13 protein-coding genes and 2 pseudogenes are annotated in these 14,268 nt (G+C 65.3%); 10 read left to right on the top strand and 5 right to left on the bottom strand.

The features are described 5' to 3' along the window. Positions 1 to 173 precede the first annotated feature (173 nt). Positions 174 to 1,250, top strand: a complete 1,077-nt coding sequence (locus tag OVA30_RS15320; RefSeq protein WP_268175965.1) for a linear amide C-N hydrolase — start codon at positions 174 to 176, stop codon at positions 1,248 to 1,250. Between the two features lie 6 nt (positions 1,251 to 1,256). Here OVA30_RS15320 and OVA30_RS15315 read toward each other — a convergent pair. From OVA30_RS15315 to OVA30_RS15305, 3 genes and pseudogenes are all read right to left on the bottom strand, one after another. Then, a pseudogene (locus OVA30_RS15315) lies at positions 1,257 to 1,424 on the bottom strand (transposase); the annotation flags it as partial. Positions 1,425 to 1,426: 2 nt separating this feature from the next. Further along, the gene (locus OVA30_RS15310; RefSeq protein WP_268175964.1) at positions 1,427 to 2,686 is read right to left on the bottom strand and encodes an extracellular catalytic domain type 1 short-chain-length polyhydroxyalkanoate depolymerase; all 1,260 of its coding nucleotides are present in this window, start codon (positions 2,684 to 2,686) and stop codon (positions 1,427 to 1,429) included. A gap of 74 nt (positions 2,687 to 2,760) precedes the next feature. Beyond that, a complete protein-coding gene (locus OVA30_RS15305; RefSeq protein ID WP_015952063.1) occupies positions 2,761 to 3,180 on the bottom strand; it encodes a CopG family transcriptional regulator in 420 nt (139 codons plus the stop codon). A gap of 52 nt (positions 3,181 to 3,232) precedes the next feature. On the opposite strand from OVA30_RS15305, the gene OVA30_RS15300 reads away from it, so the two are divergent. Continuing rightward, complete coding sequence (locus OVA30_RS15300) at positions 3,233 to 3,388, top strand: hypothetical protein (RefSeq protein WP_268175963.1); 156 nt, start codon at positions 3,233 to 3,235, stop codon at positions 3,386 to 3,388. A 422-nt stretch (positions 3,389 to 3,810) separates the two neighbouring features. Here the strand turns inward: OVA30_RS15300 and OVA30_RS26025 are convergent, their stop codons facing one another. Next, positions 3,811 to 3,978: a 2Fe-2S iron-sulfur cluster-binding protein gene (locus OVA30_RS26025; protein ID WP_442786133.1), complete on the bottom strand. Its 168-nt coding sequence runs from the start codon at positions 3,976 to 3,978 to the stop codon at positions 3,811 to 3,813. Between the two features lie 393 nt (positions 3,979 to 4,371). Here OVA30_RS26025 and OVA30_RS15295 point away from each other — a divergent pair, with 393 nt between their 5' ends. The 5 genes from OVA30_RS15295 (at position 4,372) to OVA30_RS15275 (ending at position 11,324) form a co-directional block, all read left to right on the top strand. After that, positions 4,372 to 5,457 carry an efflux RND transporter periplasmic adaptor subunit gene (locus OVA30_RS15295; protein WP_056498784.1) on the top strand — a complete coding sequence of 362 codons (1,086 nt, stop codon included), beginning with the start codon at positions 4,372 to 4,374 and terminating at the stop codon, positions 5,455 to 5,457. Further along, entirely contained in the window at positions 5,454 to 8,561 is a 3,108-nt protein-coding gene (locus OVA30_RS15290) for an efflux RND transporter permease subunit (protein ID WP_268175962.1), read from the top strand. The genes OVA30_RS15295 and OVA30_RS15290 overlap by 4 nt, the downstream gene beginning before the upstream one ends. A gap of 239 nt (positions 8,562 to 8,800) precedes the next feature. Next, on the top strand, positions 8,801 to 9,343 hold the full coding sequence (locus tag OVA30_RS15285) for a TetR family transcriptional regulator (protein WP_268175961.1): 543 nt from the start codon (positions 8,801 to 8,803) through the stop codon (positions 9,341 to 9,343). A gap of 176 nt (positions 9,344 to 9,519) precedes the next feature. Next, the gene (locus OVA30_RS15280; protein ID WP_268175960.1) at positions 9,520 to 10,926 is read left to right on the top strand and encodes an MATE family efflux transporter; all 1,407 of its coding nucleotides are present in this window, start codon (positions 9,520 to 9,522) and stop codon (positions 10,924 to 10,926) included. A 74-nt stretch (positions 10,927 to 11,000) separates the two neighbouring features. Beyond that, positions 11,001 to 11,324 (top strand): DoxX family protein, encoded by a 324-nt coding sequence (locus tag OVA30_RS15275; protein WP_268175959.1) that lies wholly within the window; start codon positions 11,001 to 11,003, stop codon positions 11,322 to 11,324. A gap of 76 nt (positions 11,325 to 11,400) precedes the next feature. Here OVA30_RS15275 and OVA30_RS15270 read toward each other — a convergent pair whose 3' ends face one another. After that, positions 11,401 to 11,850 carry a MarR family winged helix-turn-helix transcriptional regulator gene (locus OVA30_RS15270; protein ID WP_268175958.1) on the bottom strand — a complete coding sequence of 150 codons (450 nt, stop codon included), beginning with the start codon at positions 11,848 to 11,850 and terminating at the stop codon, positions 11,401 to 11,403. Positions 11,851 to 12,074: 224 nt separating this feature from the next. Here OVA30_RS15270 and OVA30_RS15265 point away from each other — a divergent pair, with 224 nt between their 5' ends. The 3 genes and pseudogenes from OVA30_RS15265 to OVA30_RS15255 all read left to right on the top strand — a co-directional run. Beyond that, a complete protein-coding gene (locus OVA30_RS15265) occupies positions 12,075 to 12,374 on the top strand; it encodes a hypothetical protein (RefSeq protein WP_268175957.1) in 300 nt (99 codons plus the stop codon). Between the two features lie 192 nt (positions 12,375 to 12,566). Beyond that, positions 12,567 to 13,388: an oxidoreductase gene (locus OVA30_RS15260; RefSeq protein ID WP_268175956.1), complete on the top strand. Its 822-nt coding sequence runs from the start codon at positions 12,567 to 12,569 to the stop codon at positions 13,386 to 13,388. Between the two features lie 630 nt (positions 13,389 to 14,018). After that, positions 14,019 to 14,155: pseudogene (locus OVA30_RS15255) on the top strand (recombinase family protein); the annotation flags it as partial. Between the last annotated feature and the right edge of the window lie 113 nt (positions 14,156 to 14,268).

The raw sequence follows: 14,268 nt of genomic DNA, 5'->3' as shown, positions 1-14,268 counted from the left end.
GCTGAAAAATCGCCGGCCCATGATGGTCAGCGCCGGCATGCTCCCATCATCTCGCCGATCGGACCCGTTGTTTGTATGCGGCTCGCGAGCAGATCTCTAAAACGGATAGACGTCGAGGTCGCGCTTGGAAAATTAAATATTCAAATATCGCGGTCGGATAAGGATATATTTCAATGATACGGATTTGCCCGATCAAAAGTTTCGTGTCGATCCTGACGTTTTGGGCCGTACTCCAAGTCGTTGTTGAACCCGCAGGCGCCTGCTCCCGCTTCGTTTACCTTGGACGAGACGGCAAGATTTTCACGGCCCGGTCGATGGACTGGGAAAATCCCATCGGAACCGACCTCTACATCCTGCCGCGAGGGATGGCGCGCAATGGTGAGGTCGGGCCTGCTTCGATCCGGTGGACGTCGAAATATGGATCCTTGGTCGCGACAGCGTTCGACAATTCGACCTCGGACGGCGCCAACGAAGCGGGCCTTACGGCCAATGTGCTCTGGCTTGAAGAGTCGCAGTACCCGGCTTTCGACGGCAAGGGCCCGCCTGGATTGGCGATCTCAGTCTGGGCGCAATACGCTCTCGACAACTTCGCGACCGTCGATGAAGCCGTTGCCGCCCTCAAGAAGCAACCCTTCACGCTCGTGACGAGCGTGATTCCCGGCACTCAGATCATCGCAAATGTCCATATGTCCCTGTCCGATTCCGGCGGGGACAGTGCCATCATCGAGTATATCGACGGCAAGCAGGTCATTCATCATGGGCGCCAATACCAAGTGATGACGAACTCTCCGACCTACGAACAGCAGCTTGCCCTTGCATCCTACTGGTCACAGATCGGCGGAACGGTCATGCTGCCCGGTACGAACCGCGCGTCCGATCGCTTCGCCCGCGCCTCCTTCTACGTCAAATCGATCCCGCAGGATGGAGACTCGGATCACCTCTTGGCCAGCGTATACGGCATCATACGCAATGTTTCCGTGCCGATTGGGCTTTCGACGCCGGAGAAACCGGAGATATCCTCCACACGCTGGCGCACGGTCTTCGATCACAAGCGCCGCCTCTATTTCTTCGAGTCGGCGCTTTCACCCAACACGTTCTGGACCGACCTGAATCAGATCGATTTCTCCAAGGAAACGGGGAAAGTGCTGAAACTCGATCTCGGCATCGATCAGGCCAACGTCTTCGCTGGAAACGCGACACGGTCCTATCGCGCGTCGGAGCCTTTTCCCTTTGCCGGACTACCGCGATAGAGGCCGCTACAAACCGGCTGCGAGCAGAGCAGCCTTTTGGAGCATGAGGCAAACGAAGGCGACGAGATGCAGGTCTGCCCGCGCGCTGGCAGAGCGCTCCTCGTCTTCGACGAGGCGGCGGAAGCGGGTGGCCCAGGCGAAGGAGCGCTCGACGATCCAGCGCCTGGGCGGCAGATTTATTGTTGTCTTGTTTCGCTTCCACCTGTGTGCGCCATGAAGAAGCGCACCATCTCGCGGCTGGCGTCTGGACCGCGCGGATCCGTGTAGGTGCCGTTCGGGCTTCCGCCGGACCAGGCATGACCCGCTCCATGCAGAACCCACTGCTCCAACACCTCTCGGCCCGAAGGATCGGACTGAACGCTGCGGGTGTAGGTCATGCCGCCTGGGCTCTCCCCGTGAGTGACGACTTTCCCTAAGGCTCCCTCCGGCTTGGATTGAGCGATGATGCGGTCGCCGTTGGCTGCGTTGACGGTGCGGTCCGCATCACCGTGGAAGACGATGGTCGGGACCGACGCGCGTGCTCCCAAAGGCTGAGCCGTCCCGCCGCCGTTCATGGCCGCAAAGGCGGAGGGCATATCCTTGGCCGCACCATAGGGAAGCCCGGAATGGACGCCGATTGCCGCGAACAGATCCGGGTAGGTCGCCGCCATAATCGCTGCGGCCGCTCCACCGGCCGACAATCCCGCGACGTAGACCCGTCTGGGATCGGCCGAGAACTCGCGGATGACGTCCTGGGCAATCCCCGCGATCAGCGAAGGCTCGCCCGAGCCGCGCTGCTGATCGGCCGCGTTGAACCAGTTCCAGCACTTCTGCATGTTGGCCGATTGAGGCTGGCTGGGATAGGCCACCAAGAAGGTCTGCTCTTCGGCCAGCGCGTTCATCCGTGTCCCGGACGCGAAGTCATCGGGCGACTGGGTACAGCCGTGCAGCATGACGACGAGAGGAAGAGCTTGGCCGGTATAGCCGCTCGGGACATAGACCTTGTATGTCCGGCTGCCCGCCGCGTTTGAGAATGTCCGCTCCTCGTATCGAGCCCCATCCGGGACCGGGACCGGAGCTCGCTGAGGCGATCCGAGACCGTCCCCGAGGCCGGAGATCCCGCCCATCTTGGGAAAGCGCTCGCGCAAGGACCGCAGGGTCTCTGCAAGCCCTTGCCGTTCCGAGGCACTTGTCCTCTCAGCGGGGGCTTCCCCGGCCGTTCCCCGACCGAAGACTGGTGCGGTCCACGCCCCACCCGGGGCCCGAGGCGCGACCATGTCGATGGTCGACGCGGGTCGTGCGGTGCTGGCGTCCTTGCCGGGTGCACCCTCCGGCGTGCCCGCTTGCGGCTTGGCGGAGGCCGAGCGTCCCTGAAGAAGGGCCATGGCTTCCGTGAGCTGGCCGGCGCGGGTGAGACGGGTCACCTCACCCATGTCGATGCCGGAGAATGCGTTCATGATCACGATCCTGAATGAGGTGGACGGGCCGGGGCGCGTGTCCGGCTTCGCCGCGAAGGCGTTGAGGCGAGGGATCAGGCCGTACGGTCGGCCAGGGCGGCCTTGACCGCCGGTTTGGCGTGGAAGGCGCCGAGCACTTGCACGGAGGCGATGGCGGCACGGGCGAGTTCCGGCGTCACATCGGGGGCGATGCTGGCGAGGCCGAGAACCTGGATGTGGAGCGGAGCGCCCGCGTCTCTTGCCGCTTCGAGGTCCTGCCGGGTGTAGTGAGACAGGCCCAGGCTGAGCTTCTTGCGGGCCAGCGACTGCGTGACGGCATCGCCCTGACGGTCGAGCTGGTTGCGCACGGCCGTTCGGATGAAGTCGGCGCGATTGGCATAGAAGCCGTCTCGAACCAGCAGATCGATACGGCCGAGATCGACGAAGCCGAGGTTGATCGTCAGCTTCTCGCTGTCGGGCGCTCTCGGACGAAGATCTGGAACGTCATCTGCCATCTCGAGACCATCCTTAAACCATCCCGTTGGATGGCCATGAGATGGTGTGCTCGTGGTGTCATACAAGGGGCGGGCTTTGGCGCCTGACCAAGCCGCGATCGCACACGATGACGCGCCCGCTCTGTCCGACGTGACGTTGAGCGCATCGCTCTATCTCGACACCGAAGTCGATGACGCGCTGATCCTCTCGGAGCAGACCGAAATCTGAATCGACGCTGCGGTTGCAGTGGCTGCGGCGAGCCAATGTCATGGTCGCCCCGGAGGGTTCCGAATGATCCCTTGCGGACCTTAAGTCTGCCAACCCAGATGTCCGCTCCGTAGGAAGAACCAGACCGGTAGGCGGTCACGACAACTGCCGGTTCGGGCACATTAGCGGCCCTGCATCCATCGAACTCAATGCCCGACGCCGGCCCGCAAGGAACACCGTCCGACCCCCCGCTTTGCCATCCGTGCAGGGCGACGCCGCGGACGGTCAAGGTTTGGAGTTCAGGCAGAATTTCGGCTGACGGCAGGGTGCCGCGTTCGGCCAGGATGTCGGCTCTTTCGCCCAAGACGCGGTCTCAGAATTCTTCGGCGTGGAAGCGGTTGAGTTCGTTCTCGCGGCAGCGCTCGCCCCTGGCGAACGAGGCGTTAGGCTTCCAACGCCACGTCACCTTCCGGCCCGGCTTGGCAGGCTAGGATGTAGTCATCCCCCCGATCGGCGTCGCTGAGTGCGTCCTGCACGGGCATCCGGACTTTTCCGTTCTTCAGCTTCACCCTGCAGGTTCCGCACGTTCCGGAGCGACAGGCGCTGTCGATGCGGACCTTCGCTCGTCAGCGACATCGAGCAGCGCCGCTCCGTCCCAAGACGTCGACATCTTGCCGGTGTCCAGGAACCTCACCTTGCCGACGAATCTGCCGGACTTTCAGGTCCTTCTGGTCGGATCGCGCCGGTCCGTTCCGAAGGCCTCGGTCCGTATCTGACCGTCCGGCACGCCCAGGTCGAGCAGGACTACCTTGACCGCATCCCTCATCGGCGTTGGTCCGCAGATGTGGGCGCGGTGGGCCTCGCTTGCTTCTCTGTTCGAGGTCCAAACCTCCGTTTTTCGTGGAGCCGCCGGCTGGCAGACGAAGGCCATTGACGATACATGACGGCCATAATAAATGATGCCCGTCATTTTAAGCGCTCAATCGGCCACGGGGGAACGGGCTATGGATGCGAGATGGGTAATCGGTCTGACCGGTTTGGCCCTTGCGGCCTGCTCGCCGGCCGAGACGGCCGTGAACCCGGAGCCGCCCCTCGTCCAAGTGACCGAGGTCGCCCCAAGCTCCGGCGTCGTGTCCCGCTACACCGGCGTGATCAGGGCCCGCACCGAGAGCAACCTTGGCTTCCGGGTAGGGGGCAAGATCTTCGAGCGTCTCGTCGATCCGGGTGACCGCGTGCACCTCGGTCAGCCGTTGATGCGCCTCGACCGGACCGACTTCACCCTCGCCCTCAATGCCGCGCGCGCCTCCGTCGAGGCTGCCCGCGCCCAGATGATCAAGGCCAAGGCCGACGAGGAGCGTAGCCGTAAGCTCGTGGCCGACGGCTGGACCTCGAAGCAGACCTACGACCAGAACAAGGGTGCGGCCGATGCAGCCATCGCCCAGTTCGCCAATGCCGAAGCCCAGGCCGGCCAGATCGAGAACCAGGCAGGTTACGCCGAGCTCAAGGCCGATGCCGACGGCGTGGTGATGGAGGTTCCCTCCTATCCCGGGGAAGTGGTCGCTGCGGGCCAAACCGTGGTCAGGCTGGCGCGCGACGGGTCTCGGGAGGCGGAGATCTTCTTGCCCGAGGCAAGCCGTGGTCTGGCCAAGGGCGAAGCCAAGGCAACGCTCTATGCCGAGGGCGAAGCAACCTACCCGGCGCGCTTGCGGGAGTTGTCCGCCATTGCCGATCCGGCCACTCGAACTTACCGGGCGCGCTACATCCTTTCGGGTGGTGGTGAAGACGCTTCGCTCGGGGCGACCGTCACCCTGCAGCTCAAATCTCCTGAGGCTGTCCGCACCGCGACGGTCGAGGTGCCCCTCGCCGCCCTGTTCGACCAGGGGCGCGGCACCTCGGTTTGGCGCTATGACGCCGCCAGCGAGACGGTGAAGCCGCAGGCTGTGCAGGTGGCCCGCATGGGCGAGGAGCGCGCCGAAGTCGCCGCCGGCCTCAATCCGGGCGACCGGATCGTGGCTCTTGGCGCCCATCTGCTGAAGGCCGATCAGAAGGTGCGTCGAGCGCCCACCAGCATGACGGGGGTGGTGCGATGAGCGGCTTCAACCTTTCGGCGCTCGCCGTCCGCGAGCGGGCCGTCACCCTGTTCCTGCTGATCGCGCTGACCGGCGCGGGATTCTTCGCTTTCCAGAAGCTCGGACGGGCCGAGGACCCGGCGTTCACGGTCAAGGTCATGACGGTCTCGGCCGCCTGGCCCGGCGCCACCGCCGAGGAGATGCAGCGCCAGGTCGCCGACCCCCTGGAGAAGCGCCTGCAGGAACTGGTCTACTACGACCGTGCCGAGACCACGGTCCGGCCCGGACTCATGGTGACCAAGGTCATCTTCAAGGACAACATGCCGCCGGCGAAACTTCAGTCGGAGTTCTACCAGACCCGCAAGAAGCTTTCCGACCAAGCTTCCAGCCTGCCGCGCGGCGTGCTCGGGCCGCTCTTCAACGACGAGTTCTCGGACATCTACTTCGCCCTCTACGCCGTGCAGGCCAAGGGCCTGCCGCACCGGCAACTGGTCCTGCGCGCCGAGGACTTGCGCCAGCGCCTGCTACGGGTGCCGGGCGTCGAGAAGATTAATATCCTCGGTGAGCAGGCCCAGAAGATCTTCGTCGAGATCTCCTACCAGCGCCTCGCCACCCTCGGGATCAACGGCCAGCAGGTCTTGGCCGCGCTCGCCAACCAGAACGACGTGACGCCCGCGGGTTTCGTCGAGGCCGAGGGCCCGCGCGTCTACCTGCGACTGGACGGCGCCATCGACGGGCTCGACGCGATCCGCAACCTGCCCGTGGCCGCCGGCGACCGCAGCCTCAAGCTCGGCGACATCGCCGAGGTGAAGCGCGGCTACGAGGACCCTCGGACCTTCGAGATCCGCAACGACGGTGAGCCCGCGCTGATGCTCGGCCTCGTGATGAAGCCCGGCTACAACGGCCTCAAGCTCGGCGAGGCGCTCAACGCAGAAGAGGTGGCGATCCACCACGAGACGCCCGTCGGCATCACCTTCACCAAGATCACCGACCAGGCGAAGGTCATCGAAGACGCCATCCACGAGTTCATGGTGAAGTTCTTCACCGCGCTCGGCGTGGTGATCTTCGTGTCCCTCGTCGCGCTTGGCTTCCGCGTCGGCATCGTGGTGGCGCTCGCGGTGCCGCTGACGCTCTCGGCGGTGTTCGTGGTGATGATGCTCACCGGCCGCGACTTCGACCGCATCACGCTGGGCGCCCTGATCATCTCGCTCGGGCTCCTGGTCGACGACGCCATCATCGCCATCGAGATGATGGTGGTGCGCATGGAGGAGGGCTACGACCGCATCGAGGCGGCGACCTATGCCTGGAGCTCGACCGCCGCGCCGATGCTGACGGGCACGCTCGTTACCATCGCCGGCTTCCTCCCCGTGGGCTTCGCCGCCTCGACGGCGGGCGAGTATGCCGGCAACATCTTCTGGGTGGTCTCGTTCTCGTTGATCATCTCGTGGATCGTGGCCGTGACCTTCACGCCCTATCTCGGCGTCAAGCTCCTGCCGAACATCAAGAAGGTCGAGGGCGGTCACGACGCCATCTACGCCACGAAGAACTACGAGCGCCTGCGGCGCGTCGTGCGGATGTCCGTCGACCACAAATGGTGGGCCGCCGGCATCACGGTCGGGCTGTTCGGCCTCGCGGTGGTCGCCATGGGCAAGGTCGAGCAGCAGTTCTTCCCGAACTCGGAGCGCCCCGAACTCATCGTCGAGGTGACGCTGCCGGCAGGCTCGGCCTTCGCCACCACCGAGTCCAGCGTGAAGCGGATCGAGGCAGCCGTGCGCGAACTGCCGGAGGCACGCGAGATCACGAGCTATATCGGCCAGGGCATGCCGCGCTTCGTGCTCTCCTTCGACCCCGAACTGCCCGACCCGGCTTTTGCGCAGATCGTCGTACAGACCGCCGACGCCCATGCTCGGGACGCGCTGCGCGTAAAGGTGCGCGAGCTCGTCGAGGAAGGCCGCTTTCCCGAAGCCCGCGTGCGGGTGCTGCAGATCGTGTTCGGGCCGCCGGTCCGCTTCCCCGTCGCCTTCCGCGTGGTCGGGCCCGACCTCGACGTGATCCGCGGCATCGCGGCGGAAGTCGCGGGCGTTATGGCCTCCAACCCGAACATGCGGATGGTTCACCTCGACTGGGGCGACAAGACTCCGAGCCTGCGCCTCGCCCTGGACCAGGAGCGCCTGCGTCTGATCGGCCTGACCCCGAAGGAGGCCGGCCAGCAGTTGCAGAACTACCTCAACGGCACGCCCGCGACCCAGGTCCGCGAGAACCTGCGCTCCGTGGATGTCCTCCTGCGCAGCCCCGGTCCCGAGCGGCGCTCACTCGGCGACATCGGCGACCTGACGCTGGCCACGAAAGACGGGCGCCAGGTCCCGGTGTCCCAGGTCGCGCGGCTGGAAAGCCGTACCGAGGACGCGGTGCTCAAGCGCTACAACCGCGAGACCTACATCCGCGTCCAGGGCGATGTGCTCGACGGTAAGCAACCGCCGGACATTCACGCCCAGGTCTTCCCGCTGCTCGACCCGATCAAGGCCAAGCTGCCGCCGGGTTACCGCATCGACACGGCCGGCTCGGTCGAGGAGAGCGTGAAGGCGCAGATGTCGCTGGCAGCTGTGTTCCCGGTGATGCTGATCGTCACGCTGACGGTCATCATGATCCAGGTCCGGTCATTTTCCGCCATGTTCATGGTGTTCGCGACCGCCCCGCTCGGTCTCGTCGGGGCCGCGCCGACCCTGCTGATCTTCCACCAGCCCTTCGGCTTCAACGCGATCCTCGGCCTGATCGCGCTGTCGGGCATCCTGATGCGCAACACCCTGATCCTCGTGGACCAGATCCATCACGATCAGGCGGCGGGCCTCTCCGACTACGATGCCATCGTCGAATCGACCGTCCGGCGCGCCAGGCCGGTCATTTTGACGGCGGCGGCCGCGATGCTGGCCTTCATCCCGCTCACCCACTCGGTGTTTTGGGGGGCACTGGCTTACGTGCTGATTGGCGGCGTCGGTGTTGGCACGCTGCTCACCCTGCTGTTCCTGCCTGCCCTCTACGCCTTGTGGTTCCGTGTGAAGCGGGAGCCGCGCCATGCGGAGAGCGCCGCCGGAGCCGACGCGGTGCCGATGCCGGCCGGGACCTGAGGCCCGAATGACCGCCATCGATGTCCCGCCCCTGGGACATCCCGAGATCGCGCGTTTGTCCTCCGAACGTGCGGTGCATCGACCGGCCTGCGCTCCTGCCCTCTTCGCGCAGGTCGGTCGACAGCCTCTGCGAAAGGTATGGGACGGTCGGACACCCCAGAGTGTCCATCCCCAGCCGAAGCTTTAATACATGACTGCTCGCATCTATATGGATCCCAGCAACGGCGGAGGACGATACGATGCCGAGAGTTTCGCAGGAGCAAGCCAAGCTCAACCGCCAACGGGTCGTGGAGGTCGCATCCTCCCTGTTCCGGGAGCGCGGCCTGAACGGCATCGGCGTCGTGGACATTATGGGGGCCGCCGGCCTGACCCATGGCGGCTTCTACGGCCAGTTCGCCAACAAGGATGCCCTCGCGGCCGAGGCGTTCGACGCTGCGATCGGCAACGAATACCGGGCGAACCTCGACACCTTCATCGAGAACTATCTCTCCCTCGGGCACGTCCGGACACCTGGGAGAGGCTGCCCCGTCGCGGCCCTGGTGAACGATATCGGGCGCGAGCCTGCCGGAAGTGCCCTGCGGTCGCGGTTCACCCACGCGGTCAAGGGGCTCGCCAGCCTCATCGCGGACAGACTGCCTAAGAGCGCGAAGGAGCGTCGTAGGCAGCGGTCGCTCGTGGCGCTGTCGACCATGGTCGGGGCCGTGGTGCTGGCGCGGGGCGTCGACGACGAGGCGCTGGCTGACGAACTCCTCCAGGCAGCGCGCTCAACCATCACCCCCTGAGACGTTTCGGGGCCGCGCTTTTCGAAGCCGGTTCGACGTTCCGAATCTGGGTCTCCGAAGGGCAGTTGGGGCTGATGTCCAAGCAAGCCGAGGCCGGCACGGATGGCCCGAGCGTCCACCTGCGTTCCGTGGACGGTCAGTAGCGCGTCGTCGGACTATCTCGGACAGGAGCCCTCATGGACGTCCGCACACGCCGCCTCCTCACGGACCCTATCGTGCCGACACTCGCCCGGATGGCCGCGCCCAACATCCTGGTGATGGCGGTCCAGACCTCCGTCGGCCTTATCGAAACGTATTTCGTGTCGATGCTCGGGACGGACGCATTGGCCGGGATGGCCCTCGTCTTTCCGGTGGTGATGCTGGTCCAGATGCTCTCCGCCGGCGGGATGGGGGGCGCCATCCAATCGGCGGTCTCCCGCACGCTGGGTGCGGACCGGCAGGCGGAGGCCGGAATTCTGGCGTGGCACGCGATGGTGCTCGGCCTGGGGCTCGGCATTGCGACGAGCCTCGTCGCCCTTCCGTTCGGGCCGACCCTCTACGCGGCGATGGGCGGGACCGGAGGCTCGCTCCGAGCGGCGACCACCTACGCGTCCATTGTGTTCGGCGGGGCGGTCCTGATCTGGCTGTTCAACGCGCTGTCGGCCGTGATCCGCGGCACCGGCAACATGGTGCTTCCGGCCATCGTCACCTGCGTCGGGGCCGTCGTGCTGATCCCGCTCTCGCCCGCGCTCATCTTCGGTTGGGGGCCGTTCCCCGAGTTCGGCGTCGCGGGCGGTGGCGTGGCATTCGCAGCCTACTACGCCGCGGGGTCCGCGGTCTTCGCCGCCTACATCTGGTCCGGCCGCAGCGTCCTCCGCCCGAGCCGGCGCTTGCCCGCTCTCTCTTGGGGGCCGTCACGGGAGATCCTGCGCGTCGGGGTTCTTTCGGGCATCGCCAGCATGACCTCGAACGTCACAGTCATCGTGGCGACCGGCTTCGCCGGGGCGGCGGGGCCGGCGGCCGTGGCCGGCTACGGGACCGGCGCCCGGCTCGAATACCTCTTGGTCCCCCTCGTGTTCGGTCTCGGCTCTCCCATCGCAGCCATCGTCGGTACGGCCCTGGGAGCGGGCGACCACGTACGAGCCCGCCAGGCGGCACTGACGGGTGCCCTCATCGCCGGTGTCCTGACGGAGTTCATCGGGCTCGCGGCGGCCCTGCATCCGGCCGCGTGGCTCGGCTTGTTCGCAGACGATCCGGCGATGCTCGCAACGGGCTCGCTCTACCTGCGAATCGTCGGCCCGTTCTACGGATTTTTCGGCTTCGGGCTGGCCCTGTACTTCGCCGCTCAGGGTGCAGGACGTGTCGGCTGGCCGCTCGCCGCCAGCCTCCTTCGGATGGGGGTCGCATTGGGCGGTGCTTGGCTCGCCTTGGCGCTCGGGCTCGGCCTCACCGGAACATTCATCGCCATGTCGGCCGGGTTCGTCACTATGGGGCTCGTCAACGCGGCGGCCTTCGCGACGGGCAAGATGTTCCCGAGCGACGCCCTCGGCCCACCCTCCGTAACTTCCGGAACGCTAGCTCCAGCCGCGGGCGTGAGACGCTGACTTCCGCACCTCAGGGGACAGGGGGGATCTCCATCACGCCGTGTAAACGGCAACTCGGCGACCGGGCGCTCCGGATGCTGCTCGCGACGGTCTTCGTCGGGGCGGCAGGAATGAAGCTTGCGGCGTCCGAATTCGAGACCATGAACTTCGCACGCTTCGGCTACGCGCCATGGTTCATGTACCTGGCGGGTCTCGCTGAAATGCTGGGTGCGGTCTTGCTCTGGGTCCGGGGACATGTCGCGTACGGTGCACTGCTCCTTGCTGTCTTAATGGCGGGTGGTGCGGTCAGCCACCTGCGCGTCGGCGACCCGGCGATGCTGGCTGCCCCGGCGCTCGGCCTGATGGCGCTACTGTGCGGTATCGCCGTTGCGCACCGGCACGAACTCCCCTCCCCGTGACGCCGAACGAGGGCGGAAGATTCGGATACGTTCGAAGCCTGAGCAAGCCTCGGTTCCCGGGACGCTTTGGCCGAACTCACGCCGACAGGGCCATCACGGCGGCACGAAAGGCGTCCTGATCGACCTTGCCGAGTTGCCGGGCAACCGTCGCCTGGGCCTGCTGCCAGAGAGGGTACGCTTCGGCGAGGAGCGTGCGGCCCTCTTCGCTGAGTACGACCCGCCGGACACGACGATCCTCCGCATCGCCCTGGACGGTCACGAGGCCGCGGCGCTCCAGGGGCTTCAGGTTGGCCGTGATAGTCGTGCGATCCGTCGCCAGGTGCTGCGCCAGGGCGCTGATGGTCGGCGGCTCCTCGCGAACCAGCATCATCAGCAACGTGAATTGCCAGTTCGAGAGCCCGGTCGGTCGAAGGGCGGCGTCGTACCTGCGCCCGATGGCGCGCGCAGCCTTCTGCGCCGCGAAGCTGTAGCAGCTCCGTTCGACCGATGCGGCCATCGTCGGGGTCAGGACGGGATCTCGGGCCATGGCGGCTCCCTGGAAGGTTGATACCAACGATATAGGTGCGGTTTGCATGCGTCCAAAGCCGGAAACAGCTGCTCGGAGATGCCCTTGAAGGGTTGATATCAACTATGTGCGCCGCCACACAGCCGTCAGTTCGGATAGGTTTATATCAACGTTATCGCAGAGAGAGGCCACTGGTTCGAAGCGAACCGGCAGGGCCAGCCGCTCCGTCGATGAGGAGAACTCCGATGACCGTTCGTTCCATTCTCGCCGCTGCCGCAGTCGTCGCCGGCTTCACCGCTTCGGCCGCCGCCCAGGAAGGTCGCACTTTCGAGGCGTGGGGCCATACCTTCGACGTCCCCGGCGCCCGGGCCGCTTCCGGGACGGTCGCCGCCCCCAAGCGGGATGCCTTCCGTGCCATCGCTCCGAAGCGCACCTACGTTTCGGGCCAGGTCGGCACCGTGGTCGAGGGCGAGGTTCTCGCGCCTGCCACGACCTCCAACGTCATCAACGTGTGGGGTGCGCGCATCGGGGTACCGGCTCGCTAGACGAGACGTGGGTATATCCTACGCAAGGTCCGATCCGACAAGCCGCCGACACTGGGATCCCACGCCCTCGCGATCCCGCAGGGAAAACCGTCAAGCTGCATCGATGCGATCGATGCAGCTTGCCAATTAAAATTACGATCGTAATGTATTGAGGTCTGCGGCAGTGGCCTGTCGCGACAATGGGAGGTCATCGTGACCCAGGGCAGCACCAAGACCGTAATCGTCACCGGGGCCGCCTCCGGCATCGGGTTATCGACCGCCAAAGCCTTGCGGGCTGCGGGCTACCGCGTGTTCGGGACAAGCCGGAAATCGGTGCCTGCCGCCGGGGGCGGGATAAGCATGCTGGTCTGCGACGTCACCGAGGACGCGTCCGTCACCGAGATGGTCGAGACGGTCTTCGGCGAGACCGGCCGCATCGACCTGCTCGTGAACAATGCCGGTTTCGGCATCAGCGGCCCTGCTGAGGAAACCTCGATTGCGCAGGCGCAGGCCATGTTCGACGTGAACCTGTTCGGCGTCATCCGCACGACCCGTGCGGTCCTTCCCCTGATGCGTGCCCAGAAGGGTGGCCGCATCATCAACGTGAGCTCGGTGCAGGGCTTTATTCCCGCGCCTTACATGGCCCTGTATGGCGCCAGCAAGCACGCGGTCGAGGGCTACTCGGAGTCGCTCGACCACGAGGTCCGTAGCCAGGGCATCCGGATCGTACTCGTGGAGCCCGCCTTCACGCGGACCGCGTTCGACCGGAACCTCGTTCGATCCGATACGCCCCTCGACGTTTACGAGACGAAGCGCGCCGGGCGTAACCGCTTCCTGGCCGATGTCATGATGACCGCAGATGCGCCCGAGGTCGTGGCGAAGGTCATCGTGAGCGCCGCCACGACCGCGACACCCAAGCGCCGGTACACCGCGGGATCCAAGGCACGGCAGATTAGTCTGCTGCGACGCTTCGTACCGGCAAGCGCCTTTGACAAGGCCTTTCGCAAGGCCATGCGCCTTCCGCCGATCGCATGAGAACGCCGGTTGCTATTGATGTCGGCTGACGCGTTGGGCGCTTAGTGTCTCTCACAAAACTCCCGCCGCGCTGTCATCGCCAGAGCGAGAACGGTCAGAGACCGGGCGTTTTGTGAGGCACTCTTAGGTGTTGCGGAAACCGGAAAGGCCAACCTCAACCTCGGACGACGAAGGTCACCTCAGCGCAGCGCAAGGCCGCGACAGTTTCGTCGCCCGGCGCGAACAGGGCCGCGCGCTTCACGCCGAAGCTCAAGGGAGGGGGGCGGCGCTGAAGTTCACCGCCGGCGCAATCGACCACGGAGTCGATTTCGGCCACCACCCGGCCGAGATCGAGCTCGTGCGGTCGACTACGAGCTAACGGCAGCTTTCGGGGCACAAGCAGCCATCCCCGCGCATTTGCTCGAATGTCAGCTCATGGCGCGAAGCAGCGGTCCAGTCTCCGCTTGCTCAAATGCCGTTTCCCGCCCCGCGTGGTCTTCTGGTTGTGCGATCGCGCGTATCCGTAAAACGAACGTTTTCCTTGCGCATATGGGGGGCCTCGGACGGCCTGCCGAAACAACGCTGTTTTTGTGATGACAATATACCCGCAAATCTATTGCACGCATTAGGGCATTGTTTGACTGCCCTAGCATGCTCGCCGGATACGCCCGTGTCTCGACTCAGGATAGAACTTCGACTTGCAGCGCGATGCGCTGACCAAGGCTGGCTGCGAGCGGATCTTTGAGAAGAAGAGCGGTAAGGGTCAGGAGCAGGCGCCCACGAAGGAATGACCTTCAAGAGTGTAAGGTGCACAGCCCATAAGCTTGGAAAAAACCGTCCCCTGAATGGGGACTACCGGGGAGAGCGGTCATTTTCCGCTCTCATAACCCATTGCCACCAT

The sequence above is a fragment of the Methylorubrum sp. SL192 genome (genome assembly GCF_026672325.1).
GTDB classification, from domain to species: domain Bacteria; phylum Pseudomonadota; class Alphaproteobacteria; order Rhizobiales; family Beijerinckiaceae; genus Methylobacterium; species Methylobacterium extorquens.
Note: the sequence above shows the minus strand (reverse complement) of the source record. Positions and strands in the feature narration are given on the sequence as shown.

Excerpts from the sequence above, each read along its gene's own strand:
- OVA30_RS15320 (WP_268175965.1), top strand. The coding sequence starts at position 174 with ATGATACGGATTTGCCCGATCAAAAGTTTCGTGTCGATCCTGACGTTT.
- OVA30_RS15310 (WP_268175964.1), bottom strand. The coding sequence starts at position 2,686 with ATGAACGCATTCTCCGGCATCGACATGGGTGAGGTGACCCGTCTCACC.
- OVA30_RS15305 (WP_015952063.1), bottom strand. The coding sequence starts at position 3,180 with ATGGCAGATGACGTTCCAGATCTTCGTCCGAGAGCGCCCGACAGCGAG.
- OVA30_RS15295 (WP_056498784.1), top strand. The coding sequence starts at position 4,372 with ATGGATGCGAGATGGGTAATCGGTCTGACCGGTTTGGCCCTTGCGGCC.
- OVA30_RS15290 (WP_268175962.1), top strand. The coding sequence starts at position 5,454 with ATGAGCGGCTTCAACCTTTCGGCGCTCGCCGTCCGCGAGCGGGCCGTC.
- OVA30_RS15285 (WP_268175961.1), top strand. The coding sequence starts at position 8,801 with ATGCCGAGAGTTTCGCAGGAGCAAGCCAAGCTCAACCGCCAACGGGTC.
- OVA30_RS15280 (WP_268175960.1), top strand. The coding sequence starts at position 9,520 with ATGGACGTCCGCACACGCCGCCTCCTCACGGACCCTATCGTGCCGACA.
- OVA30_RS15275 (WP_268175959.1), top strand. The coding sequence starts at position 11,001 with ATGCTGCTCGCGACGGTCTTCGTCGGGGCGGCAGGAATGAAGCTTGCG.
- OVA30_RS15270 (WP_268175958.1), bottom strand. The coding sequence starts at position 11,850 with ATGGCCCGAGATCCCGTCCTGACCCCGACGATGGCCGCATCGGTCGAA.
- OVA30_RS15265 (WP_268175957.1), top strand. The coding sequence starts at position 12,075 with ATGACCGTTCGTTCCATTCTCGCCGCTGCCGCAGTCGTCGCCGGCTTC.